Raw genomic sequence first — 23,786 nt, forward strand, 5'->3', positions numbered from 1 at the left:
TTGGAATCACCGACTGCGTCACCGCTCGAGTCACCGTCTGCGTCACCGCTGCGGATCGGCGTGGTGGGCTGCGGCAACATCATCGCCGCCTACCTGGCCACGTTTCCGCGGCTGACCACCGTCAAGCTGGTGGCGGTGGCGGACCTCGATCCCTCCCGTGCCGAGGCCGTGGCGGCCGGGCAACCGGGCGTGCGGGCGCTGGGTGTGGACCAGCTGCTGGCGGACCCGGACGTGGACCTGGTGCTGAATCTGACCATCCCGGCAGCCCACGCGGACATCGCCCTGCGCGCCATTGCCGCCGGGAAGGCGGTCTACGGCGAGAAGCCGCTGGCTGCCACGACTGACGAGGCACGCAAGGTGCTCGAGGCCGCGGCGGCGGCCGGCGTCGTCGTCGGCTGCGCGCCGGACACGGTCCTGGGGACCGGCATCCAGACCGCCCGCAAGGCGATCGACGACGGCCTGATCGGGGCGCCGATCTCGGCCACGGCCACGATGGTGACACCCGGGCATGAGCGCTGGCATCCGCAGCCGGACTTCTACTATGTGCCCGGCGGCGGGCCGCTGCTGGACATGGGGCCGTACTACGTCTCGGCGCTGGTGACGCTGCTGGGTCCGGTGGCCTCCGTCATCGGAGCGGCGAGCCACACCCGCGAGACGCGGACCATCGGCACCGGACCGCGTGCCGGCGAGACCGTTCCGGTCAGCACGGACACGCATGTGACGGGTGTCCTGGTGCACGAATCCGGTGCGCTGTCCACGCTGGTGATGAGCTTCGACGCGGTGGCCACACAGTCGGCCAACCTGGAGATCCACGGCGAAACGGGGTCTCTGGTGGTGCCGGACCCCAACCATTTCGACGGCGACGTCAAGCTGCGCAGCCTGGGCGGCGAGGACTGGGAGGTGCTTCCGGTTTCAGCAGGCTATGTGGATTCCGCCCGCGGTTACGGCCTGCACGACCTCGCCCGGACCCCGGCCGGAAGTGAGCCGCGGGCCGGCGGGGAGCTGGCCTTCCACGTGCTTGAGGTGATGGAATCCGTGCTGGAGTCAGCGGCCCTGGGGCAGTCGGTCAAGGTGGCGAGCCGCTGCGAACGGCCCGAGGCGGTGCCGCTGACCGACCTCGGCGGTTAACAGCCACGGCGGTTAGCAGCCCCGGCGGTTGGCGGCTTCCGCCGGCATCTCCCCGGCGAGGCAGCGGCGAATCCGCCAGCCGCCGTCGTACGCGCCAGGTGACCAGGGCAGCCGCCGCCACTGCGGCGACAACGACGGCGGCGGCGCTGCCGGCAGTGCGCGCCAGGACACCTCTGATGCCGGCGTAAATTGTCGGTGCCTGCTGACATGCTGTGGGTATGGAAAGCACAGCTGTTGCGGAGACGTTGGAGGCCATGGCGCCCTCCCTTTCTTGGTGAGCAGTCTCTGCCCTGGGGGTCACCGTTGGGGACGCGCGCTGCTGTCTGCAGCCGTCGACTGCCGGTGCCGGCGGATCCGCCAGGTGACCAGCACGCCGACCGCCACTGCGGCGACAACGACGGCGGCGGCGCTGCCGGCAGTGCGCGCCACCTCGTCGTAGAGGTTCCCGGCCAGGTACCCGAGGGTTACGAAGAGGCTCCCCCAGAGCACGCCGCCGGTGATGTTCCAGAGTGCGAAGCGCCGGTAGGGCATGCCGCTGAGTCCGGCCAGTGCCGGCATCACGGCGCGGAAGAAGGCGGTGAAGCGGCCCAGGAAGATGGCCGGGCCGCCCCGCCGCCTGAGGAACTCCCGCGCCTTCTCGAGTTGGGGCCGCTTCCGGTCAAAGACCTTTCGGGTAATCAGCCGTGGGCCCAGGTGTTTGCCGATCTCGTAGCCCACAGTGTCGCCCAGGATCGCGGCGGAAACCACCACGGCAATCATCACTGGCAGCGGGAAGCCTCCCTTTCCGGCGATCACCCCGCCCACCACGGCGGCGGTTTCGCCCGGAATGACGAAGCCGATGAAGAGGGCGTCCTCAGCAAAGACCAGCGCGAACACAACACAGGCCACCAGCAGCGGGCTGGCGTTGAGGAGTCCGTCGAAGAATGCCTGCATCAGGAACAGTGCGGCAGTTGAGGCGGGCGGGCGTCAGCCTGCCCGCCTCAATAAGTTGTTAGATGCGCTCCAGCAAGGACACGTCCCGGACCGCTCCCTTGTCTGCGGAGGTGGCCATCGCGGCGTAGGCGCGCAGCGCGGCGGAAACCTGGCGCTCCCGGTCCTTGGGCTTGAACCCGCCGTTGACCAGCAGTTTCTCACGGCGTTCGGCGAGGACCTCGTCGGAGACCTCCAGATGCAGGGAGCGCTGGCTGATGTTGATGCTGATGATGTCGCCGTCCTCCACCAGGGCGATGGTGCCGCCGGAGGCAGCTTCCGGGGAGATGTGCCCGATCGACAGGCCGGAGGTGCCGCCGGAGAAGCGGCCGTCCGTGATGAGGGCGCACTTCTTGCCGAGGCCGCGGCCCTTGAGGAACGACGTCGGGTAGAGCATCTCCTGCATGCCCGGACCGCCCTTGGGGCCTTCGTAGCGGATGACCACCACGTCGCCTTCCTTGACGCCCTTGTTCAGGATCTTCTCCACGGCTTCATCCTGGGACTCGCACACGACGGCCGGGCCTGAGAAGGTCCAAATGGACTCGTCCACACCGGCGGTCTTCACCACGGCGCCGTCCAGTGCCACGTTTCCGCGGAGCACGGCCAGTCCGCCGTCCTTGGAGTAGGCGTGCTCCACGGAGCGGATGCAGCCTTCCGCAGCGTCGGTGTCCAGGGAGGTCCACTCGTTCGACTGGGAGAACGCAGTGGAGGAGCGGACGCCGCCGGGAGCCGCGTGCCACAGGGCCTGCGCCTCTTCGGTGGCCTTGCCGCCGCGGATGTCCCAGTCATCGAGCCAGCCGTCCAGGTCACCGGAGTGCACGGAGTGGACGTCCTTGTGCAGGAGGCCGCCCCGGTTCAGCTCGCCCAGCAGGGCGGGGATGCCGCCGGCGCGGTGAACATCCTCCATGTAGTAGGTCTTGTCCTTGGCGACGTTCGGGGCCACCTTTGCCAGGCAGGGCACCTGGCGGGACTTGGCGTCCATCTCGGCCAGGCCGTAGTCCACGCCCGCCTCCTGGGCCGCGGCCAGCAGATGCAGGATGGTGTTGGTGGAGCCGCCCATGGAGATGTCCAGGGCCATGGCGTTGTCGAAGGCCTTAGCGGTGGCGATGTTGCGCGGCAGCACCGACTCGTCGTCGCCGTCGTAATAGCGCTTCACCAGATCGACGACGGTGGCGCCGGCCTTCTCGTACAGCGCCTTGCGGGCCGTGTGGGTCGCGAGCACGGAGCCGTTGCCCGGCAGGGCCAGGCCGATGGCCTCGGCCAGGCAGTTCATGGAGTTGGCGGTGAACATACCCGAGCAGGAACCGCAGGTGGGGCAGGCGTTCTCTTCAATGAGGTTGATGTCCTCGTCGGAGATGGACTCGTCCACGGCGTCGGCGATCGCGTTCACCAGGTCCAGGGAGCGCACGGAGCCGTCGGTCAGGGTCACGCGGCCGGCCTCCATGGGACCGCCGGAGACGAACACAACCGGGATGTTGAGGCGCAGCGCGGCCATGAGCATGCCCGGGGTGATCTTGTCGCAGTTGGAGATGCAGACCAAAGCGTCGGCACAGTGGGCGTTGACCATGTACTCCACGGAGTCGGCGATCAGGTCGCGGGACGGCAGGGAGTAGAGCATGCCGGAGTGGCCCATGGCGATGCCGTCGTCCACGGCGATGGTGTTGAACTCGCGCGGCACGGCGCCGGCGGCCAGGATGGCGTCGGAGACGATCCGGCCCACGGGGGCGAGGTGGGTGTGGCCGGGAACGAACTCGGTGAAAGAGTTGGCCACGGCGATGATCGGCTTGCCGATGTCCGAGTTGGCGACGCCGGAGGCGCGCAGCAGTGCGCGGGCGCCGGCCATGTTGCGGCCATGTGTGACAGTACGTGAACGAAGAGGAGGCATGGTACCGATCATGCCGTCCCGGGCCGCATGGCGGAAGACAGTGCTGATACTAGTAGTAGGAGTACCAGACTACTAGTGTTGGTGACTGTGAAAGAGGCAGGCGAGAGGCGCAAGGAACTGGGACTCTACCTGCGGGCACGCCGCGAGCAGGCGCTGCGGTCGGAGTACGGACTTCCGCCGGTGGCGCGCCGGCGTGAACGCGGACTGCGGCGGGAAGAGATTGCCTTCCTTTCCGGGGTCAGCGTCACCTGGTACACATGGCTGGAGCAGGGACGGGACATCCGGCCCTCGCGGGAAGTGCTTGAGGCTGTGGCCCGCACCCTGCACCTCTCAGAGGCCGGCCGCTCCTATGTCCTGTCACTGGGCGGCTATTCCGTACCGGTGTCGGCCGGCCCGGCGGCCGTTGATGCGCCGGCCCACATCCAGCGACTCCTCGACGCACTGGGCCCCAACCCCGCCTTCGCGCTGGCCCCCGACTGGAGCGTCACGGGCTGGAACCGGGCCTACGCCGCGCTGTATCCCAATATTGCGAACGTGGCCGCAGCGGAGCGGAACCTGCTGTGGCTGGTCTTTACCGATCCCTACGTGAAGGAACTGCTGCCCGACTGGGACGTCACCAGCAGGCGCTTCCTGGCAGAATTCCGGGCAGAAGCCGGGCAGCGGCTGGGCGATCCGGACGTGGCCTACCAGGTGGAGCGGCTCAGGGAAACGAGTCCCGGGTTCAAGGAGGGCTGGGACCGGTACGACATCCTCGGCTTCGAATCCCGGGAACGGCTGTTCCGCCACCCTGCGGTGGGCGTCCTGAGGCTGGAGCACCATCAGGTCTCACCGTCGGACCGGCCGGACCTCCATATTGTGGTCTACACTCCGGTACCGGGCAGCGATGCCGCGGAGCAAATCGAGCGGTTGCTGGCCGCCGGCCGTTAGCTGCCCCGGATCTCAGGCCACGCTGCGGGCCGGTGCCCGGCCAAGCCCCTACTAAAACGGGCCCCTACTAAAAGACGTGAAGCGGCGGAACAACGAACGGTTCCGCCGCCTCCTATGCTGGGGCCATGGGAGCCGCACAGCAGTTGGGCACTAAGCCGATCCTCACCCTGACCGTGAACCCGGCGCTGGACATCAGCACCTCAACCGAGCAGGTCAGCAGCGGCCACAAGCTCAGGTGCGGCGCGAGCCGGCTCGATCCCGGCGGCGGAGGCATCAACGTGGCAAGGGTCATCCAGCGTCTCGGCGGACACACCTTGGCCGTGTACACCGCAGGCGGGCCCACCGGCGAGGCCTACCGCAGGCTCATCGAAGCGGAGCGCATCCCCACGCTGGCGGTGCCGATCCAAGGAAGCACACGCCAGGACTTCACCGTCGATGAGACCTCCACAGGGAAACAATTCCGGTTCGTCCTTCAGGGCCCGGAGCTCTCGGAACCGGAGTGGCAGGCCTGCCTGGACCGTGTTGCCGGGGCGATGCCGGTGGGCGGATACGTGGTGGCCAGCGGCAGCCTCCCGCCCGGCGTGCCGGACGATTTTTATGCCAGGGTTGCCGGGCTGGCGCGCCAGTCCGGCGCCCACTGCATCGTCGACGCCTCCGGCCGGGCCCTCACCGAAGCGCTTGCCGAGGGCGTGTTCCTGGTCAAACCAAGCCTCCGCGAACTGGGGGCGCATTTCGGCGCGGCCCTCGACAGCGAGCAGAGCCAGGTGGAGGCGGCATCCGCCCTCGTGGCTGACGGGTCAGCGGAACACGTCGCCCTCACCCTGGGCGAAGCCGGCGCTCTGCTCGCGTCAAAGTCCGGCCTGATCCGGTTGACCGTGCCGGATGTGCCGGTGGTCAGCACGGTCGGAGCCGGCGACAGTTTCCTGGGCGCTTTTGTGCTGCGGCTCGCGCAGGGCCGCCCCCTTGACGCGGCTTTCCGCGCCGCCGTGGCCGCGGGAAGCGCCACAGTCATGACACCTGCCACCGAACTTTGCCACCGCGCCGACGTCGAACGCCTCGAGGCAGAGCTCTCCGGAGCAGTCCCCTGACCGACATCGGCTGCTTCCGGCAGGGACGCGGAGTCTGCCTACCGCGCTTCCAGGACAGTCTTCAGCTTCCGGAGCTGGGCAACCTCACCCTGCATTGTTCTGGTGACCAGGCCGTCCAGGACTTTCATGAGGCCGGGGAGCTTCAGGTCCAGGACGAAGCGGACGGAGGTGCCTCCTGCTGATTCGCTCAGGATGTACTCGCCGTGAGGCCGTGCCGGACCAGCAACCACGTCGAAGGCGAGGAGCCGGCCGGGCTCCGCCGCCGTGATCCGGTAGTCCCCCTGGATCGGCTTTCCCCGGGGTCCGGTGAGCGTCTGGCTGTAGACGGCCCCGAGCTGGCCAGCGTCGCCGCTGGCCAGCCCGATGTCCTTGACGCCGCTGCGCCAGGCCGTGTTGTTAAGCCCGTCGGCCAGGAAGTCATAGACTTCCGCGGCGGGGCGGTCGATGGTGATCCCGTTTTCGGCGTGGGCCATTCAGTGCCTCTCGTACGGCTCCCGGCAGGCGGGGGCAACTACTACATCTGCATATCGGCTAGCTCGAAGATCTCGAGCCTGAACTTACCACTGCCTTCGGACAGGAACGGGTGGCCGTCCGCGAGCGCCTTCGCGCCGTCGAGGTTTTCGGCCTCCACAATCGAATAGCCGTTCAGGTCGGAGGCTTCCGCGGCGGATCCGTCGTCCACCATCGAGGTGCCGCCGGCGAAGGGGGCGCCGGCGTCGACCAGTGCCGGGCCCAGCTTCTCCATCCAGGCACCCCACGCGGCCATCTGTTCAGCGGACTGCTCCGGGGTGAACTGGTCCATCGGTGTGGCCGGCCCCTTGTAGAGGTAAATGAACTTGCTCATCATGTGTCCTTTCGTTGCGTGTTTTCCCTTGGGGCTCGCGAACCGTCCCCTTCGAGAAGGGACTTCAGCTTCGCGAGGTCCTTCCGCATGGCCCGGCGCATCATCGGGGCCATGACGAGGCCGGCGACTGCGGAGAAGCCGGCCGGAGTGCCGGTGTTGCGCAGGGTCATCCGGGTGAAACCGCTGTCGGCCGCCGACCAGGTGTACGTGGTCTGCATGGGAAACGGCCCCTGGGCCGTGCGCATCACCAGCGTTCTGCCAGGGTCCAGCTCGGTGAATTCGTAGACGTATTCCAAGGTCCGTCCGAGGAACTGTGCCTTGAACGCCACCTTGGAGCCCACGGCCAACGGCGGGGCCGTTTCCCACTTGACTGCCTTGATGTTGCTGTACCAGGCAGGCGCGTTGTCCGGGTTGGCCGCGAAGTCGTAGACAGCTTCGGGCGGCCTGCGGATCACTGCTTCCGTCACCACATCAACCATTTCCGGCACCTCCCCCGTGTCTCGTTCTTTCCCGACGACGCTAGAGCCCGGCAACCTGCCGGCCGGTGAAGGCGACCAGGCGTTCCAGGCTTGCCGCCGATTCATCAACCAGGGTTTCCTCGGCAAAGCTCTTGCCGCGCATCTGCGGGCTGATGGTGTTGCGGGCGAGGCCAAGGACGTAGTCGGACAGGACCGGTGAGACGCTGAGCTCCTGGCCGGTTGCCCGGGCGAAGTCCCACGCGTGGACCAGCAGTTCCAGGTTCAGGATGTTGGCCACGGTGGTTGCCGGCAGTTCTGCGAAGCCCATGTCGAGGGCTCCCTCGGTGCCGCGGGCGCGGAACGCCTCCAGGGTGGCCTGCGCGGCATCGGCAATCCGCACCTCGGGTGTTGCAGCCGGCTGATCAGGCACGGTCACACCGAGGGCTTTGCCGATCGATGCGATCGAACCAAAGAGATGGTCCAGGAGGGCGTCAACGGTGAAGTCCTCGCACGGCGTCGCTGATTCCAGGTCTGATTCCCCCAGCTTGCGGAGGACCCGCTGGGCAACCGCCAGGGCCGCCTCGGCGCTGGAGAGTTCATCGATGGGGTCCGGGGCAGCAGCCCATTCGTCCGGACCGGCGTCTCCGCTGGCGGCAAGGAGGACGAGGCGCTCGAGGAAATGGTTCCAGCCTTCTGCGTGGCCTGCCTCCTGCTCTTCCGAGAGTCCCTCGTGAATGAGCTGGACCGTGGTTCCGCCTTCCACAGCCTCCAGGTTCACGGTCACCGTCGACGCTCCCGGCGGCAGCCCGGCGTCGCCCTCCCAGCCCCATGTGTAGACGATCCGCTTTCCCGGCTCGATTTCAGTGAAACTTCCCATCGCCGAGTGCCCCGGCGTGATGGTCCAGCGGTAGTCTCCGCCCACGCGCAGATCCACCCGCGCCGCCACGGTCTTCCAGCGCCGCAACCGCTCCGGTTGCGTGATGAGCTCGAAGGCGGCGTCCGGGTCAACCGGAATGAATACTGTCTTATTGAATGTCATCAGAATTCCCTTGCGATGGTTGCTGGCCCAGCCGGCCGGCGTCGGCCACCAGCAGGTCCAGTTCGGTTGTCCAGAAGGCCTCGAATTGTTCACGCAGCCGGACCATCCCGGCGCCATCCAGGCGGTAGTACCTGTTCCGGCCGTCCTTCCGGGCGGTCACCAGCCCCACTTCCGAAAGAAGCAGCAGGTGCTGGGAGATGGCCGACCTGCTGACCGGAAAATGGCCGGACAGTTCGGTGACCGTTTTCTCCCCCTCCGCCAGCAGCCGAAGCAGCGCCCGCCTGTTGGGCTCCGTTGCGACTTCCAGAAGATCGGGCACAGAAAATACGTTAGTCGCCACTAACGCATTAAGCAAGCGGTGCGGCCGGGCATGCAAAAGGGCGGCGGCAACCCCTCCGGGCAACCGCCGCCCCGTCTTGCAGTTACGCAGCCGCTACGGACTCCTTGACCTTCAAGGGTTCAATCTTTCCCATGACGAACAGGTAGTTGGCGGCCCCCACGAGGGAGACGGCTCCAATGACCGCCAGCGGCGCGACGAAGGAACCGGTCTGATCCACCAGAACGCCGATCAGGATCGGGGTGAAGATGCCAGCCAGGTTGGAGGCGAAGTTCTGCAGTCCGCCAATGGATCCGACGTGCCTGGAGCTCGGCGCAACGTCCGCGGGCAGCGACCAGATGCCGGTTGCTGCGACGGTGAGGCTTGAGTAGGCGACGGAAAGCAGCGCCAGCGCCATCCAGGCTTCCGGAACGAGCGCTGCAAACATAATGACGGAGCCTCCGGCGAGGCCGCCGGCGATAGCGGTCTTGCGGACCTTGGTGACGGACGCCCCGGCCCGCACGGCACGGTCGGCCAGGTATCCGCCCAGCCAGCCGCACAGCACCGCGCAGATGCCGGGGATGGCTCCGAAGAAGCCCAGCTTGAGCAGGTCGAATCCGCGCTCCTTGACGAGGTAGCTGGGGAAGAACGTGATGAAGAAGTAGATGGCGCTGTTCAGGCAGAAGAAGCCGAACATCATGCTGAGGATGGTGCGGTACTTGAAGAGTGAGCGCCAGGGCAGCTTGGCTGCGTCGGCGTCGTCGCTGCCTTCGCCGCGGGCACCGCCTTCTTCGATGTAGGCCACTTCGGCGGCGTTCGCGCCGGGGTGCTCCTGGGGGCTGCGGTACACCTTCCACCAGACGGCAGCCCAGATAAGGCCGGCGACGCCGATGATGATGAACACTGCATGCCACGAGGTCAGTGCCACGATCAGGGTCACGATGGGCAGCGCGATCACGGCCCCCACACGGGACCCCGAGTCCCAGATGCTGGTGGCGAAAGCACGTTCACGGACCGGGAACCAGGTGGCCACCACCTTCGCCGCCGTGCTGGGCGCGGGACTTTCGCCGACGCCGAGGAGGAAGCGGGCCGCGAACAGGGACCAGAAGCTTGTAGCGGCAGCGGTCACCATCGTGAAGATGGACCACCAGACGGCCGCCAGCGAGAACGACCTGCGCGGCCCCACCTTGTCCACGTACCACCCGGCCGCAAGCTGGCAGAAGTCGTACGCCCAGAAGAAGGCGGCAAAGATGAGGCCCTGCTGGGTGGCGGTTAGCTCGAAGTCCTTGCCCATGAACGGCAAGGCGACACTCAGGCTGGAGCGGTCAAGGTAATTGATACTCAACCCGATGAAAGCAAGCCAAATGATGACCCAGCGCTTCCGGGTCATCATTCGGGGATCTTTTGTCGGTGACGTGCTGGCAACTTTACTTCCGAGCGCAGTCATGTGGTCTCCTTCGACGTGAACATGGCTTCGGGCGCCTGGGGCGCCTGGGGAAGACACCGAAGATATCGATGCCAAATCATATAGGAATCGGGTTAATCATATAGAAAATGTGATCCAGATCAAGCCCTCCTGAAAAATCGGCCGCAAGAGCACCCCCAGCCCGGTGGAATATGATTCCCCCAGCGACTCCAACCCGGACACCACCCCAACCAGCACTAAGAGGTCAGCGCGTGCCCCCACGTCAGTCTTCCGATATCTCCCGAGGCAAAGCCGCCGTCAGCGATGTGTATACAGCGATGCGCGCCTCCATCCTCGAGGGTGAGATCGCGCCCGGCACCCGGATCAACATCGACGCCGTTTCGCGAAGTTTGGGCGTTTCGCAGACGCCGGTGCGCGAGGTGCTTCAGCGGCTGGAAGGCGACAACCTGGTGGTCTACAACCCCGGCAAGGGCTACAGCACCACTCCCCTGCTGGACCTGGCCGAACTGCGCTCCCTCTTTGAATTCCGGCTGCTGGTGGAACCCTGGGCTGCGCGGGCTGCTGCCGTAGACCGGCTGGCCAATCCCGCCTCCGCACTGGAGAAGGAGATTAAGGCGTTCCGCGGGGCCATGAAATCCGAAGGCGACCTGCGGCAGGACCTGGTGGCCCATGACACCAGGTTCCACGACACCATCCTCGCCGCCGCGGGCAATACCGTGGTCCGCCACGCCTTTGCCCAGACGCACTGCCACCTGCACACTTTCCGCCTCTACCCGGCCGACGTCGACGGCGCCATCACCGTCGCGGAGCACTCGGCTGTCCGCGAGGCCATCCAGGCCTGCCGGCCGGAAGAGGCCGAAGCGGCCATGGCGGAGCACATCCGAAACTCCTTTGCCCGCTTCGCCCAGGCCTTCGAAGGACACGCCGACCTCGCGCCGCTGGAGGACAGCGGCCCACCCCGACGGCACGTCGTGCAGTAGACCAAAGCGATCAGACCCCGGCCCCGCGGCCGGGGTTTTCTTTTGCCGCGGACTTGATCTGGATCACTCTTCCTATATGATTACTGAAATTCATATAGGAAATCATGCACACCCTCCAGATCGATCCGAGAGAAGAGATCCATGCCTTCCATCACTTCCATCACCACCCAGGACGTCCGCTTTCCCACGTCACTGGAACTCGATGGCTCCGACGCGGTCAACGTTGACCCCGACTACTCCGCCGCCTACGTCGTCATCCGCACCGACGCGGGCGACGAAGGCCACGGCTTCGTTTTCAGCTGCGGCCGCGGCAGCGAGATCCTCACTGCCGCCATCGAGTCCTACGCGGGGCTTCTGCGCGGCCGGGACATCGACGAACTGATCTATGACCTGGGCAATGCCTCCAAGCGCCTCATCCACGACTCCCAGCTCCGCTGGCTCGGCCCGGAAAAGGGCGTCACGCAGATGGCCGCCGGCGCGCTGGTCAGCGCCCTGTGGGACATCCGCGCCCGGCGCGAGAACAAGCCGCTCTGGCTGCTCCTGAGCGAGATGTCCCCGGAGGAGATCGTGGACGTTGTGGACTTCACCCACATCCGCGACGCCCTGAACCCGCAGCAGGCATTGGAAATCCTCCGCGCGGGCCAGGACGGCAAGGCGGCCCGCATCGCGAGCCTCCGGGCTGACGGCTACCCCGCTTACACCACCTCTCCCGGGTGGCTGGGTTACAGCGACGAGAAACTGGTTCGGCTCAGCAAGGAAGCGGCAGCTGCCGGCTTCTCGATGATCAAGCTCAAGGTGGGTGGCGACATCGCCGACGACCGCCGACGCATGGCCCTCGCACGGCAGGCCGTGGGCGATCTCCCCATGGCCATCGACGCCAACCAGCGCTGGGAGGTGTCCGAGGCCGTTGAATGGGTCAACCAGCTCGCGGAGTTCAACCCGTACTGGATCGAAGAGCCCACCAGCACTGACGACATCCTGGGGCATGCGGAGATCCGGAAGGGAGTCGCACCGGTCCGCGTGGCCACCGGCGAGGCCGTGGCAAGCCGGATTGTGTTCAAGCAACTGCTGCAGGCCAACGCCATCGACGTCCTGCAGCTCGACTCCACCCGCGTGGGCGGAGTCAATGAGAACATCGCCAACCTGCTGCTCGCCGCCAAGTTCGGCGTCCCGGTCTGCCCCCACGCCGGCGGTGTGGGCCTGTGCGAGCTTGTCCAGCACTTCTCCTTCTTCGACTACGCCGCCATCACCGGAAGCCAGGACGGCCGCATGATCGAATACGTGGACCACCTCCACGAGCACTTCGCCGAGCCGGTCCGGATCGTTGGCGGACGCTATGCCGCCCCGCAGCTCCCCGGCACGGGGGCGGAAATGCTCAGCGCCTCCCGGACGCGCTGGGAGTTCCCCTCCGGCGCGGGCTGGCTCGAAGTGGGCAACCGTGCGGCGGTTACCGGCGGCAGCCTGGCACCTGCGGGAGCCGGCCGATGAACAGCACCGCAGCCGAACTGGACGCATCCGTCGAGGCCGCGCACGCGGCCTTCGAAAAGGGCCGGGCGGCAGGTCCCGGAACCAGGGCAGCCTGGCTCGAGGCGGTAGCCGCCGGCCTGGAAGACGACGCTGCGGCCCTTGTTGATCTTGCGGTCGCCGAAACCCGTCTCGCCGAATCCCGCCTCCAGGGCGAGCTGAAGCGCACCGTCTTCCAGCTCCGGATTTTCGCTGACGAAATCCGCCGCGGTGAGCACTTCGACGCGACGATCGACCATGACGATGCCGCCTGGGGCATGGGGCCGCGGCCCGACCTTCGCCGGTACAACGTTCCGCTCGGCGTCGTCGGGGTCTTCGGGGCATCCAATTTCCCCTTCGCCTTCAGCGTGATGGGCGGTGATTCCGCGTCTGCATTGGCGGCCGGCTGCGCCGTCGTGCACAAGGCACACGACGGCCACCGGGAGCTCGCGGTCCGCACCGCCGAAACGGTGACCGCCGCGCTGGAAGCCGCCGGGGCGCCGTCGGGCCTCTTCTCCCTGGTGACCGGCCGCCAGGCTGCCGAAGCGCTGGTTGACCACCCGCTGGTGAAGGCCATCGGTTTCACGGGTTCGACGGCGGGCGGCCGGGCATTGTTCGACCGTGCGGCCGCGCGGCCGGAACCGATCCCCTTCTTCGGGGAACTGGGCGGCATCAACGCCGTCTTCGTCACCGGCAACGCCTGGGCCGCGCGGCGCGACGAGATCGTCACTGGCTACGCCGGCTCCTTCACCCTCGGCATGGGGCAGTTCTGCACCAAACCGGGCGTGCTGTTCGTCCCCGCCGGACAAACGGACGAGGTCCGGGACAGCCTCCGGAATGCCTTGAGGGATTTCGCTCCCGCCCAGCTGCTCAGCGAACGGCTGCACCAGGGCTACCGGCAGGCAGTCGGCGCGCTGCGGGACACGGCGGGCGTTCAGGTGCTGCTCGACGGCGACTTCGCCGAGGCTCCGGCACCAACCGTCCTGCTGACCACTTCCGAAGCGGTCCGCCGCGATCCCGGAATCCTCCGACAGGAGATGTTCGGGCCCGCCAGCCTGGTGGTGCAGTACAGCGATGAATCCGAACTGGCCGCCCTTGCCGGGCTCCTGGAAGGCCAGCTGACCACTACCTTGCAGGCCGAAGCCGGGGACGACATCGCGGAGCTTGCCGGCAGGCTCGCGGACATCAGCGGGCGCCTGCTCTGGAACGGCTGGCCCACAGGAGTAACCGTCAGTTACGCCCAGCACCACGGCGGCCCCTATCCGGCCACGACGTCGGGCACCACATCCGTGGGGACGGCCGCCATCCGGCGGTTCCTGCGGCCGGTGGCCTACCAGTCCTTCCCGCAGCCGCGGCTGCCGGAGCCGCTGCAGGATGCCAACCCTTGGAACGTTCCGCAAAGGGTCGACGGCGTCTGGCAGCGCCCGTCTGCACGAGCGGAAGACCGGCTGTGACGGCGCTGCCGGCGTCGGTCGCGGCCGTCCTTCCGGAGGACGCGGAGGACGCCCTTCTCATCGGCCGTCTCTGGGATGCGGAAACCTCCGGTCCCCGGGTTGTGGCGGTTCGGGGCGGGGACGTGTTCGACCTGCAGCACCTCGCCGGGACAGTGTCGGAACTGCTGGAACGTTCGGAACCCGCTGCGGACGTCCGTTCCGCCCTGACAGTGCCGCGGTGGAAGACGGCGGACGTCCTCGAAGCGTCCTTGGCGCAGGACACTTCCCGTCCGCACCTGCTGGCTCCCGTTGACCTCCAAGTCATCAAGGCCTGCGGGGTCACCTTTGTGGACAGCATGATCGAGCGCGTCATCGAGGAGCGCTGCGCCGGAGATGCCGGCAGGGCCACGGAAATGCGTGAGCTCGTGGGCAGGGCACTCGGCGGCAGCATCGGCGACGTACGGCCAGGCTCCCCCGAAGCTGCCGAAGCCAAGCGGGTGCTCACCGCCGAAGGGCTGTGGTCGCAGTATCTTGAGGTGGGCATCGGCCCGGACCCGGAGGTCTTCACCAAGGCCCCTGTGCTGTCCTCGGTAGGCCTGGGTGCCGGCGTCGGGATTCCCGCGTTCAGTTCCTGGAACAACCCGGAGCCGGAACTCGTACTGATCTCCACGTCCGCCGGCAAGGTGGTGGGCGCCACGCTGGGCAACGACGTGAACCTCCGCGACGTCGAAGGGCGGAGCGCCCTGCTGCTGGGCAAGGCCAAGGACAACAACGCCTCCAGCGCGCTGGGGCCGCTGATCCGGCTGTTCGACGGCGGATTCACCCTCGAGACCTTGCGGCACGAAGAGATCCTGCTCCGGGTGGAGGGACCGGACGGGTACCTGCTGGAGGGCCGGAACACCGTGGCCAGGATCAGCCGTCCGTTCGAGGAGCTGGTGGCGGCCACCTTCGGCAAGCACCACCAGTACCCGGACGGCTTCGCACTGTTTACCGGCACGCTGTTCGCACCCACGCAGGACCGGGACCAGCCGGGCCAGGGATTCACCCACAAGATGGGGGACGTGGTCACCATCCGCAGCCGCCACCTCGGCGCCCTGGTCAACACCGTGGGTGCCGCCGAGGAGCTGCCACCGTGGCGTTTCGGGCTGCGTCAGCTGTTCACGTACCTGGCAGTGCAGGAGCAGCCCGCTTCAGCTGCGGGCGCGGCCGGCCTTAGCTGAACAGCCCTTCGCCGATGTAGCCGCCGGGTTTGGTGCCCGGCGGCGCGGCGGCCAGGGCGGAGCCGGTGTGCTTGAGGTACTCCACGGCCAGGGTGTCCTGTTTGGCCATGGCCATCTGCATGGGCACGTAGTGGGTGCGCGGGTCCTTGACGAAGGCAATGAAGAATAGCCCCGCGTCGAGATGCCCCAGCCCGTCGGAACCGTCCGTGTAGTTGTACCCTCGGCGCAGCATCCGGACGCCGCCGTTCTGGTCGGCGTGGGCCAGCCGGACATGTGAATCCATGCCCATCAGGGGCTCGCCATCCTTGCCCTTGATGGTGAAGTCCGGGGCGGTGAATTCCTTGCCGCCGGACAAGGGGGCGCCCTCGGCCTTGGTCCGGCCGATCAGGGCTTCCTGCTCGCCCAGCGATGTCCGGTCCCAGATTTCGATATGCATGCGGATCCGGCGGGCCACCAGGTAGCTGCCGCCCTCCATCCAGGCCTCTCCCGGCCGGGTGCCGGCCTCCGCCCAGACGTGGTTCTCCAGCAGGTCCGTGTCCTCAGCCTTGAGGTTGTTGGTGCCGTCCTTGAAGCCGAAAAGGTTGCGGGGCGTCTGCTGTGCCCGGGACGTGGAGGCCGTGCGTCCGAAGCCCAGCTGGGACCAGCGGACGCGGACCTTCCCGAACCCCAGCCGTGCCAGGTTGCGGATGGCGTGCACGGCAACCTGGGGATCGTCGGCACATGCCTGCACGATGATGTCACCGCCGCTGCGTCCCGCCTGAAGGTCATCGCCGGGGAAGTGCGGCAGGTCGATCAAGGCCTCCGGGCGGCGGCCCTCGAGCCCGAACCGCGCTTTCCCGTCCTTTTCGAACAGGCCGGCGCCGAAGCCGAAGGTCACGGTGAGCTTGCCGGCGCTGAGGCCCATGGCTTCGCCGGTGTCCTGCGGCGGCGCATCGTAGGAGCCGCCGGCCGCGCCGGTTTCCCCGGTTTCCCGGCCCTGGGTCATCGCCTCCGCGGCGGCGGTCCAGTCTTTCAGGAGCCGGATCAGCTCGTCCCGGTCCTCGGTGATGAGGTCGAAGGCGGCCATGTGCAGGCGGTCCTGCGCCGCCGTCGTAATTCCCGCCTGGCGTTCCCCGTGGAACGGCACGGTGTCGTTGGCCGGTGCGTCGTCGGCAGGTACGGCCGCCACGACGGCGTCGCGTCCCCACAGCCCGGCAGCGAGGCCGGCCAGCGCGCCGGCGCCCCCGACCCCGGCGAAGGAGAGCAGGCCGCGGCGCGAAACGCCGCGCGCGGCTGCCGGGCCGGCCGGCGGCCCTTCCTGGGACGTGGCCTGCCGGCCCTGGCCCGCGCCGTCCCGGCCCGCACCGCCCCGGCCCGCACGGCCCTGGCCCCCGCCGAAAGGGCAGCCGGTCACAGCACGACTGCCGCGGTGAGGTTGGACAGCGGCTCGCCCAGGGAATCCACCAGGGCGGCGAGGCGCTGGACCTGCTCGGGGCTCAGCTCGTTGTAGTAGGCAAAGCCGTCACCCCGGGCGTGGGTCTTCAGTTCTGCCTGCAGCGCGGCGAACTTGGTGTCGAGGCTCTTGGCAAGCTCCGGGTCCTTTTGTTCCAGCACTTGCTTGAGGTTTTCGAAGGCGATCCGGGCGCCGTCCACATTGGCCTGGAAGTCCCAGAGGTCCGTGTGGGACCAGATTTCCTCTTCACCCGTGACCTTGCCGGTGGCCACCTCGTCCAGCAGTTCCTTGGCGCCGTTGCCCAGCTTGTCGGCGGTGAGTTCCACGGTCCGCGTGCGCTTGGCCAGCTCTTCCGTGTCGGCCACCAGCCGGGCAGCGAGCTTGTCACGCTCCGCCGCACTAAGGGCCTGGAACCCGGCCGGCGGGAACAGGTCCTTTTCGGCGCGGTGCCACCCGGTCCATTCCTCGCCCTCGGCCAGGTCCGCCTCGCGGGCGTCCAGCTTGGGGTCGAGGTCGCCGAAGGACTCGGCCACCGGTTCGATCCGTTCCCAGTGCATGCGCGTTGCGGCGTAAAGCTCCTTGGCAGTGGCGGCATCGCCGGCCGCGTAGGCCTCGGCGAATTTCTTCGTACCGGCCAGCAGCTGCTCCGTCTGGTCCTTGACGTAGGCCACGTACTGGGCGGTCCCCTGGTCGGTGAGCGCTTTCAGGTCGCTGTCGACGGCAGGCTGTGTGCCGGAGTCCACCACGTCGAAACCGGCCCGGATGCCGTCGCCCGCCATGCCGGGCTTGCAGGCCGTGTTGTATTTCCCTGCAGGGACTGTGACCACCAGGTTCCGCGTCAGGCCGGGCCCGATGTTTTCCACCTCGCCCAGGATCCGCAGGCCGTCTTCGGCCAGCAGGTAGAACTCGGTGACCTGATCGCCGTCGTTCTGGACGGCGAACGTGAGGTTGCCGCTCTTCGCGGACGCCGTGGATACCTTGCAGGCGTCGCCGGTGCTGGTGACCCGGATGGGGCCTTCGGCCCCGGCAGAGGACGACGGCGCAGCGTTGTCCGTGCAGGCAGCCAGCATCAGCGGAAGAACCACGACGGCGGCTGCAGCGGCCAGGCGGCTGGCAGGGCCACGCCGGCGGCCCTGCGGGTGGATTGCGGACGGGGCGGAATTGGGCAGGCTGGGGCTGGGCATGGGGTTGGTCCTTGGGGTGCGGGGGTGGGGGTCAGGATGCCGCGACGGTTGCCCGGGCAGCTGTGTCCGGACGGGATGATGCGCGGGCACGTCGGTTGGAGCGGAGGTAGAAGAAGAGCACGGCCGGGACGTACAGCAGCCAGGCAGCAGCTTCCAGCCATGTGGTGGCAGGCGAGAAATTCAGGGTGCCTTTGAGCAGGGTGCCGTACCAGGACGACGGCGGGATCGCCGCCGATACGTCAAAGGCCAGGCTGTGGAGCCCGGGGAGGATCCCGGCCTCCTGGAAGTCGTGGACAGCGTAGGCAAGCACGCCTCCGGCGATGACGATCAGCGCCGCGCCGCTCCAGGTGAAGAACGCGCCGAGGTTGATCTTGAGGACACCCCGGTGCAGCAGGAACCCGAGCAGGACGGCGGTGGCCAGCCCCAGCAACGCACCGAACAGCGGCGTTGCCGACTCTCCCGTGGCCTGGGCAGCCGCCCACAGGAAGAGCGCGGTTTCAAGGCCTTCCCGGCCCACGGCCAGTGCGGCGACGGCGGCGAGCCCCCACCCGGCGCCACCTGCAGCCCGGTCCACCTGCGAGCGGAGTCCGGTGCCGAGGGTACGGGCCGTGCGGGCCATCCAGAAAACCATCCACGTCACCAGCGCCACCGCCACAACCGAAAGGCTCCCGCCGATGGCCTCCTGCGCCTCGAACGTGAGGCCGCGCGGACCGAAGGTGAGCAGCGCACCGAACCCTGCCGACACGGCGACGGCAAATCCGACGCCCGCCCACAGCCTGGGCAGCAGGTGCTGCCTCCCGGTTTTGAGCAGGTATGCCATCAGGAGCACAACGACGAGTGTCGCCTCGAGGCCTTCGCGCAGGCCGATCAAATAGTTTGCTGTCATTCGTGGAGCCTCAGATATCGCAGCCAAGGTTAGGCTTGCCTTATAAGAGGATCACCCACGCACCTGAATTAAGCAAACTAAACGTGAGGTAATTGAGCGAACGTTACGGCGCCGAGTCCCGCACCTTCAGCTCGAACCCCGCCTCCACGTGGACCCCGCCGGCCGCCGGCTCCGCACCCTCGATCCGGTCGATGAGCAGCTTGATGGACCGCTCGGCTATTTCCTCCATGCCTGGCGACACCGTGGTGAGGGACGGCGACGCGAAACGGGCCTCGTCGATGTCATCAAAGCCTGCCACCGCCACGTCGTCCGGCACCTTGATGCCGCGGATCAGCAACTCGTGCATGGCACCCAGGGCGATTGCGTCATTCAGGCCGAAGACGGCGTCGAACCGGACGCCGCTGCGGGCCAGGCCGACGACGGCGGAGGCCCCGCCGTCGCGGCGCCAGTCGCACTGCACCACCAGGGCGGGATCGAACTCCACCCCCGCAGCCTCCAGCGCCTGTTTGTACCCGTTAAGGCGCAGGCCCGGGCTGTCCGTAGTGTCCCCTGCAGCCGCGCCCAGGACTGCAATCCGGCGCCGGCCGCCTGCGAGGAGATGGGCCGTGATTGCCGCCGCGGCCTCGGAGTTTTTCATGGTTACCAGGTCGAACCGCGGGTCCGTGATGTGTTCGCCCAGCATCACGATCGGCTTGGTGCCCTGCCGCGCGGCGATGGTCCCGGCGTCGAGGGCCAGCGGGGTGAACAGCAGGCCGTCCGTTAGCTGGCGGAACGGGCCCTGCAGCGCGCTCAACTCGTGCGCCGCCTCCGCCCCGGATTGTTCCACCAGGACCCGGTAGCCGCGGCCGGTGGCGATGCTCATCAGCCGGGAGGCCAGTTCCGCGTAGTAGGGCACGGAGAGATCGGACAGCACCAGCCCCAGCATGCGGCTTTTCCCGGAGCGCAGGCTGCGGGCCGTCAGGTTGGCTTCGTAGCCGAGTTCCGCAATGGCATCAAGGACCTTCTGCTTGGTGGCCGGCCGGATGAACTCGTAATCGTTGAGCACATTGGACACGGTCTTCAACGAGACGCCGGCGGCGCGCGCAACGTCGTTCATGGTCACAGCCACAGGTGATTCCCTTCCCCGGCAACACTTTCAGCTACATCGTTGCAGACGGGCCCCGGTTTTGCCCTGTCCACAGGATATACAACGTTATAGAGTTGGCGGGTCAGCAGCATCCGGGCCGGCCGGTCCGGCAGATCCCAAAGGAACAGCAATGCCGTTTGCCCCGTCGCCCCTCTTCCGCTGCCCCGTGTTCGACGGCGCCGCCGATCCCGTTGTCATCCACCGCCGCGGCACCGCCGAGTGGTGGATGTTCTACACGGCCCGGCGCGCCACGCTCACCACCGGCGGTGTGGACTGGATTACCGGCACCAGGATCGGAATTGCCGTCTCCACGGACGCCGGGGCCACCTGGCAGTACCGCGGCGTAGCGGAGGGGCTCGACCCCGAAGAGTGCCCCGGCCTGAACACCCACTGGGCGCCGGAAGTGGTGTGGCACGACGGCAGATATCACATGTTCCTGACCTGGGGCGCGGGCGCTCCGGGCAGCTGGGCCGAGCAGACCCGGCGCCGGCTGGTGCACTTCACCAGCAGCGACCTGGAGCAGTGGGAGTTCGTAGGCCGCGTGGACGTCGGCTCCGAAAACGTCATTGACGCCGCCTTCGCCGTGGTGTCGGACGGCCGTGCGCGCCTCTGGTTCAAGGACGAGGTGGACGGCTCCACCACCTGGTCCGCTGTCCGCGAAGGTGCCCTGGAAGAAGCGAACGGCCGCTGGCGGGCCGAGGGCCAGGCGATCGGGCTGCCCGCACACGAAGGTCCCAACGTGTTCCGGCTGGGCGGCTGGTACTGGATGGTGGTGGACGAGTGGCGCGGCCAGGCGGTGCACCGTTCGGCCGACGGCCTGGCCTGGACCCGGCAGGAGGCAAACAACGGTCTCATCCTGGACGCCCCCGGCACGGGAGCGGACGACGCCACTTACGGGCGGCACGCGGATGTGGTGACCCAGGGCGATCACGCCTACATCTTCTATTTCACGCACCCCGAATGGCAGGACACCGACATGGTGAGCGGCCTGGCGGACCCGGCCCGGGCGGTCCGGGAGCAGCGCACCGGCATCCACGCGGCGCGGCTGCACGTGGAAGGGGACGCCCTGGTCTGCACTCGCGACCTGGACGCCCCCGTTCACCTCGATCCTGCCCTGCTGGAGAGCTAGTTCCGGCCCGCTTCCGGCCTAGCCCGCAGCGCCGTCAACGGCCAGGCGGACCATGCTCCAGGAGACTGCGGGGAGCTCGGCGGTGAGCCGGCCGCCGTCGAGCTTTACACTGACGTTTTCGCCGGGCACCACTGAGGTGGAGTCGTCCGCCGTCGCCTGCCAGTAGGGGTCCTTGTTGGCGAAGGTGACCGCCTCAACAACCTTGACGTTCCCCAGCCCGGCGACGGCGGCGTCCAGCGTGAGCGCGTCTGTGGCTGAGCGGTTCACGGCAAAAACTACTGCTTGCCCGGAGGCCTCGTCGAACGTGGCGACGGCGGACAGTGCGGCGAAGTCCGCGGTCTTCCCTCCGCTGAGCAGCGGGGATTCGACGGCGAGCTGCAGCACCGTGCCGTGGGCGTGCTGTGAGGTGAGCGCGAACGGGTGGAAGGTGGTCTGCTTCCAGGCGCGGCCGCCGGGTTCGGTCATGATGGGGGCAATGACGTTCACCAGCTGCGCCAGGCTGGCGGAGTGCACGCGGTCGGTGTTGCGGAGCAGGGTGATGAGCAGGTCACCCACCACCACGGCGTCCGCGACGGTGTACCGGTCCTCGAGCAGCACGGGGGCCACCGGCCAGTCCTTGCCCGTGGGCGCCTTGGATTCGTCGCGGCTCATGTGCCAGACGTTCCATTCGTCGAAGGAGATGTTGACCTGTTTGGCGGACTTCTTGACCGACTTCACGTGGTCGATGTGGGCCACGATGTCCTTGATGAATGCCTCCATCCGGTGGCCCGAGGACAGGTGTTCCTGGAGGTCGCCGAAGTCCTCGAAGTACTGGTGGGCGGAGATCAGGTCCACCAGCTCGTACGTTTCGGTGAGGACAACACGCTCCCACTCGCCGAACGTGGGCATGCCGGGGGCCGAGCTGCCGCAGGCCACGAGTTCCAGGTCAGGGTCCACCATCCGCATGGCGCGGGCGGTGTCGGCCGCGAGCCGGCCGTATTCGGTGGCGTTCTTGTGGCCGATCTGCCAGAAGCCGTCCATCTCATTGCCCAGGCACCACATCTTGATGCCGTAGCCGTTTTCTGCACCGTTGGCCCGGCGCTGGTCGGAAAAGGCCGTGCCGCCGTCGATGTTGCAGTATTCCAGCAGGTCCAGGGCCTCCTGCGTCCCGCGGGTGCCCAGGTTCACGGCCATCATCGGTTCGACGCCGGCCTTGGCGGACCATTTGGCGAACTCGTCCACGCCCACGTGGTTGGGGTCTGTGGAGTGCCAGGCCAGGTCGAGGCGCGCCGGGCGCTGCTCCACCGGCCCCACACCGTCCTCCCAGCGGTAGCCGGAGACGAAGTTGCCGCCGGGGTAACGCACGGTGGACACGCCCAGTTCGCGGGTGAGTTCCAGGACGTCGGCCCGGAAGCCGTCCCCGTCCGCCGTCGGATGGCCCGGCTCGAAGATGCCGGTGTAGACGCAGCGGCCAAGGTGCTCCACGAAAGCGCCGAAGGTGCGGCGCCGGACGGGGCCCACGGTGAAGGCGGGGTCCAGGGTGATCTTGGCGGTTGCCTTGGCGGTCATCTCGCCTGCGGCGTTTTCGGTTGCACTCACGTAAACATCCTCGTTCTCTCGGTCTCTACAACGTTATAGAAATCTATTCTTGGTGGTGAAGGCGCTGCCGTCAAGGGACGGCCGCGGACACGCCGGTTCTGTCGACCCCTGGACGAAGGAAAGGCAGCCTGATGAGTACCTGGAATACCGGAATGCCCGGTGCGGCGCAGCGCGCCGCGGCCCTGGCGGCTGTTTTTGGGCTGGCGCTGGCCGGCTGCACGGCGAGTCCGCCGCCGGGCCAGCGCCCCACGTCCGCCACAACGTCCGCCGCCAGCACACCGGCCCAGCCCGCCCAGCCGGGCGGAACACAGCCCGGCACACCACAGACCGCCGCGGACATTCCGACCATCGTGGAGAACGTCCAGCCTTCGGTTGTCACCATCCTGACCGACGGCGGCGTGGGCAGCGGCGTGGTCTTCGCGGCCGAGGGGCTGATCCTCACCAATGAGCATGTGGTGCGCGGCAACACTGACGTGGAGGTTGCTTTTGCCGACGGCCAGCGCGTTGCCGGGACGGTCAAGGCCACGGACGCCATTTCGGACCTGGCCCTCGTGGAGGCCAAGCGCACCGGGCTTCCGGCGGCGAAGTTCCAGTCCGACCTTCCGCGGGTGGGTGAGCTGGCCGTCGTGATCGGCTCGCCGCTGGGCTTCGAGAACACGGCGACGGCAGGGATCATCTCCGGACTGCACCGCGAGATCCCCGGCTCGGCGGCCAGCAGCCAGTCACTGGTGGACCTGATCCAGACCGACGCCGCCATCAGCCCCGGGAACTCCGGCGGCGCCGTCGTCAATTCCCGGGGCGAGGTGATCGGCATCAGTGAGGCGTACATTCCGCCGCAGTCCGGCGCCGTGGCGCTGGGCTTCGCCATTCCGGCCGCAACGGCCGTCCGGGTGGCAGAACAGCTGCGCGAGGACGGCACAGCGGACCACGCCTTTATCGGCCTCCGCCCGGGCGGGATCACCCCACAGATTGCCGAACACCTGGGGCTCCAGAACACCCGGGGCGCCCTGGTGCTTTCGGTGGTCAGCGGCGGACCGGCGGACCGTGCCGGCATCCGCCCCGGCGATGTACTCACCGCCCTGGACGGCAAGGAGCTGGCCTCTCCGGAGGACCTGCTGGCCGAGCTCCGCGGCAAGAGCCCGGAGCAGGCGGTCAATGTGGGTTACCGCCGGGGCACGGAATCCAGGGAAGCCAAAGTCACGCTGGCCGCCCGTCCCGCCGCGGAAGGCTGACGG

General features: G+C 67.8%; 22 protein-coding genes. 9 read left to right on the forward strand and 13 right to left on the reverse strand.

The window, feature by feature from the left end; all coding sequences use genetic code 11:
• Positions 1-1,128, forward strand: coding sequence for a Gfo/Idh/MocA family protein (locus AC6JAC_RS20950; RefSeq protein WP_051628831.1), 1,128 nt, complete (start codon positions 1-3; stop codon positions 1,126-1,128).
• Positions 1,129-1,425: 297 nt separating this feature from the next.
• Here AC6JAC_RS20950 and AC6JAC_RS20955 read toward each other — a convergent pair whose 3' ends face one another.
• A complete protein-coding gene (locus AC6JAC_RS20955; RefSeq protein ID WP_497966505.1) occupies positions 1,426-2,061 on the reverse strand; it encodes a DedA family protein in 636 nt (211 codons plus the stop codon).
• A gap of 58 nt (positions 2,062-2,119) precedes the next feature.
• Complete coding sequence (gene ilvD, locus AC6JAC_RS20960) at positions 2,120-3,982, reverse strand: dihydroxy-acid dehydratase (protein WP_028270398.1); 1,863 nt, start codon at positions 3,980-3,982, stop codon at positions 2,120-2,122.
• A gap of 75 nt (positions 3,983-4,057) precedes the next feature.
• Between ilvD and AC6JAC_RS20965 the strand changes: the two genes are divergently transcribed.
• Positions 4,058-4,909 carry a helix-turn-helix transcriptional regulator gene (locus AC6JAC_RS20965; protein ID WP_156037090.1) on the forward strand — a complete coding sequence of 284 codons (852 nt, stop codon included), beginning with the start codon at positions 4,058-4,060 and terminating at the stop codon, positions 4,907-4,909.
• A 125-nt stretch (positions 4,910-5,034) separates the two neighbouring features.
• Positions 5,035-5,997: a 1-phosphofructokinase family hexose kinase gene (locus AC6JAC_RS20970; protein WP_028270396.1), complete on the forward strand. Its 963-nt coding sequence runs from the start codon at positions 5,035-5,037 to the stop codon at positions 5,995-5,997.
• 38 nt (positions 5,998-6,035) lie between these two features.
• Here the strand turns inward: AC6JAC_RS20970 and AC6JAC_RS20975 are convergent, their stop codons facing one another.
• The 6 genes from AC6JAC_RS20975 to AC6JAC_RS21000 form a co-directional block, all read right to left on the reverse strand.
• The gene (locus AC6JAC_RS20975; RefSeq protein WP_028270395.1) at positions 6,036-6,470 is read right to left on the reverse strand and encodes an SRPBCC family protein; all 435 of its coding nucleotides are present in this window, start codon (positions 6,468-6,470) and stop codon (positions 6,036-6,038) included.
• A 41-nt stretch (positions 6,471-6,511) separates the two neighbouring features.
• Positions 6,512-6,841 carry a YciI family protein gene (locus AC6JAC_RS20980; RefSeq protein WP_028270394.1) on the reverse strand — a complete coding sequence of 110 codons (330 nt, stop codon included), beginning with the start codon at positions 6,839-6,841 and terminating at the stop codon, positions 6,512-6,514.
• A complete protein-coding gene (locus AC6JAC_RS20985) occupies positions 6,841-7,320 on the reverse strand; it encodes an SRPBCC family protein (protein WP_028270393.1) in 480 nt (159 codons plus the stop codon). Before AC6JAC_RS20985 ends, AC6JAC_RS20980 begins: the two co-directional genes overlap by 1 nt.
• Positions 7,321-7,360: 40 nt before the next feature.
• On the reverse strand, positions 7,361-8,338 hold the full coding sequence (locus tag AC6JAC_RS20990; RefSeq protein WP_028270392.1) for a TIGR03086 family metal-binding protein: 978 nt from the start codon (positions 8,336-8,338) through the stop codon (positions 7,361-7,363).
• The gene (locus AC6JAC_RS20995; RefSeq protein WP_028270391.1) at positions 8,325-8,657 is read right to left on the reverse strand and encodes an ArsR/SmtB family transcription factor; all 333 of its coding nucleotides are present in this window, start codon (positions 8,655-8,657) and stop codon (positions 8,325-8,327) included. Before AC6JAC_RS20995 ends, AC6JAC_RS20990 begins: the two co-directional genes overlap by 14 nt.
• 103 nt (positions 8,658-8,760) lie before the next feature.
• A complete protein-coding gene (locus AC6JAC_RS21000) occupies positions 8,761-10,047 on the reverse strand; it encodes an MFS transporter (RefSeq protein WP_347894101.1) in 1,287 nt (428 codons plus the stop codon).
• 284 nt (positions 10,048-10,331) lie between these two features.
• Between AC6JAC_RS21000 and AC6JAC_RS21005 the strand changes: the two genes are divergently transcribed.
• The 4 genes from AC6JAC_RS21005 (at position 10,332) to AC6JAC_RS21020 (ending at position 15,216) form a co-directional block, all read left to right on the forward strand.
• Entirely contained in the window at positions 10,332-11,060 is a 729-nt protein-coding gene (locus AC6JAC_RS21005) for a GntR family transcriptional regulator (RefSeq protein WP_028270389.1), read from the forward strand.
• 141 nt (positions 11,061-11,201) lie between these two features.
• Entirely contained in the window at positions 11,202-12,548 is a 1,347-nt protein-coding gene (locus AC6JAC_RS21010) for an L-fuconate dehydratase (RefSeq protein ID WP_028270388.1), read from the forward strand.
• Positions 12,545-14,017: an aldehyde dehydrogenase (NADP(+)) gene (locus AC6JAC_RS21015; protein WP_497966510.1), complete on the forward strand. Its 1,473-nt coding sequence runs from the start codon at positions 12,545-12,547 to the stop codon at positions 14,015-14,017. The genes AC6JAC_RS21010 and AC6JAC_RS21015 overlap by 4 nt, the downstream gene beginning before the upstream one ends.
• Positions 14,014-15,216 (forward strand): fumarylacetoacetate hydrolase family protein, encoded by a 1,203-nt coding sequence (locus tag AC6JAC_RS21020; RefSeq protein ID WP_497966512.1) that lies wholly within the window; start codon positions 14,014-14,016, stop codon positions 15,214-15,216. The genes AC6JAC_RS21015 and AC6JAC_RS21020 overlap by 4 nt, the downstream gene beginning before the upstream one ends.
• Here AC6JAC_RS21020 and efeB read toward each other — a convergent pair.
• From efeB to AC6JAC_RS21040, 4 genes are all read right to left on the reverse strand, one after another.
• Positions 15,209-16,609, reverse strand: coding sequence for an iron uptake transporter deferrochelatase/peroxidase subunit (gene efeB / locus AC6JAC_RS21025; protein ID WP_497966514.1), 1,401 nt, complete (start codon positions 16,607-16,609; stop codon positions 15,209-15,211). The two genes, AC6JAC_RS21020 and efeB, sit on opposite strands and share 8 nt — an antisense overlap.
• Positions 16,606-17,832 (reverse strand): iron uptake system protein EfeO, encoded by a 1,227-nt coding sequence (gene efeO / locus AC6JAC_RS21030; protein WP_497966516.1) that lies wholly within the window; start codon positions 17,830-17,832, stop codon positions 16,606-16,608. The genes efeB and efeO overlap by 4 nt, the downstream gene beginning before the upstream one ends.
• Positions 17,833-17,863: 31 nt before the next feature.
• Positions 17,864-18,718 carry an iron uptake transporter permease EfeU gene (gene efeU / locus AC6JAC_RS21035; protein WP_043438067.1) on the reverse strand — a complete coding sequence of 285 codons (855 nt, stop codon included), beginning with the start codon at positions 18,716-18,718 and terminating at the stop codon, positions 17,864-17,866.
• A gap of 103 nt (positions 18,719-18,821) precedes the next feature.
• Positions 18,822-19,826, reverse strand: a complete 1,005-nt coding sequence (locus tag AC6JAC_RS21040) for a LacI family DNA-binding transcriptional regulator (RefSeq protein ID WP_028270383.1) — start codon at positions 19,824-19,826, stop codon at positions 18,822-18,824.
• 148 nt (positions 19,827-19,974) lie between these two features.
• On the opposite strand from AC6JAC_RS21040, the gene AC6JAC_RS21045 reads away from it, so the two are divergent.
• Complete coding sequence (locus AC6JAC_RS21045; RefSeq protein ID WP_497966518.1) at positions 19,975-20,973, forward strand: family 43 glycosylhydrolase; 999 nt, start codon at positions 19,975-19,977, stop codon at positions 20,971-20,973.
• 18 nt (positions 20,974-20,991) lie between these two features.
• Here the strand turns inward: AC6JAC_RS21045 and arfA are convergent, their stop codons facing one another.
• Complete coding sequence (gene arfA / locus AC6JAC_RS21050; protein ID WP_028270381.1) at positions 20,992-22,521, reverse strand: arabinosylfuranosidase ArfA; 1,530 nt, start codon at positions 22,519-22,521, stop codon at positions 20,992-20,994.
• Between the two features lie 161 nt (positions 22,522-22,682).
• Here arfA and AC6JAC_RS21055 point away from each other — a divergent pair, with 161 nt between their 5' ends.
• Positions 22,683-23,783, forward strand: coding sequence for a S1C family serine protease (locus AC6JAC_RS21055; protein ID WP_081818850.1), 1,101 nt, complete (start codon positions 22,683-22,685; stop codon positions 23,781-23,783).
• The last annotated feature ends 3 nt before the right edge of the window (positions 23,784-23,786 follow it).

The organism is Arthrobacter sp. KUASC02 (assembly GCF_059739395.1).

What these genes read in the sequence shown, in the direction of transcription:
- AC6JAC_RS20955 (WP_497966505.1), bottom strand. Translation starts at nt 2,061, where the DNA reads ATGCAGGCATTCTTCGACGGACTCCTCAACGCCAGCCCGCTGCTGGTG.
- ilvD (WP_028270398.1), bottom strand. Translation starts at nt 3,982, where the DNA reads ATGCCTCCTCTTCGTTCACGTACTGTCACACATGGCCGCAACATGGCC.
- AC6JAC_RS20970 (WP_028270396.1), top strand. Translation starts at nt 5,035, where the DNA reads ATGGGAGCCGCACAGCAGTTGGGCACTAAGCCGATCCTCACCCTGACC.
- AC6JAC_RS20975 (WP_028270395.1), bottom strand. Translation starts at nt 6,470, where the DNA reads ATGGCCCACGCCGAAAACGGGATCACCATCGACCGCCCCGCCGCGGAA.
- AC6JAC_RS20980 (WP_028270394.1), bottom strand. Translation starts at nt 6,841, where the DNA reads ATGAGCAAGTTCATTTACCTCTACAAGGGGCCGGCCACACCGATGGAC.
- AC6JAC_RS20985 (WP_028270393.1), bottom strand. Translation starts at nt 7,320, where the DNA reads ATGGTTGATGTGGTGACGGAAGCAGTGATCCGCAGGCCGCCCGAAGCT.
- AC6JAC_RS20990 (WP_028270392.1), bottom strand. Translation starts at nt 8,338, where the DNA reads ATGACATTCAATAAGACAGTATTCATTCCGGTTGACCCGGACGCCGCC.
- AC6JAC_RS21000 (WP_347894101.1), bottom strand. Translation starts at nt 10,047, where the DNA reads ATGATGACCCGGAAGCGCTGGGTCATCATTTGGCTTGCTTTCATCGGG.
- AC6JAC_RS21010 (WP_028270388.1), top strand. Translation starts at nt 11,202, where the DNA reads ATGCCTTCCATCACTTCCATCACCACCCAGGACGTCCGCTTTCCCACG.
- AC6JAC_RS21015 (WP_497966510.1), top strand. Translation starts at nt 12,545, where the DNA reads ATGAACAGCACCGCAGCCGAACTGGACGCATCCGTCGAGGCCGCGCAC.
- efeO (WP_497966516.1), bottom strand. Translation starts at nt 17,832, where the DNA reads ATGCCCAGCCCCAGCCTGCCCAATTCCGCCCCGTCCGCAATCCACCCG.
- efeU (WP_043438067.1), bottom strand. Translation starts at nt 18,718, where the DNA reads ATGACAGCAAACTATTTGATCGGCCTGCGCGAAGGCCTCGAGGCGACA.
- AC6JAC_RS21045 (WP_497966518.1), top strand. Translation starts at nt 19,975, where the DNA reads ATGCCGTTTGCCCCGTCGCCCCTCTTCCGCTGCCCCGTGTTCGACGGC.
- arfA (WP_028270381.1), bottom strand. Translation starts at nt 22,521, where the DNA reads ATGACCGCCAAGGCAACCGCCAAGATCACCCTGGACCCCGCCTTCACC.
- AC6JAC_RS21055 (WP_081818850.1), top strand. Translation starts at nt 22,683, where the DNA reads ATGAGTACCTGGAATACCGGAATGCCCGGTGCGGCGCAGCGCGCCGCG.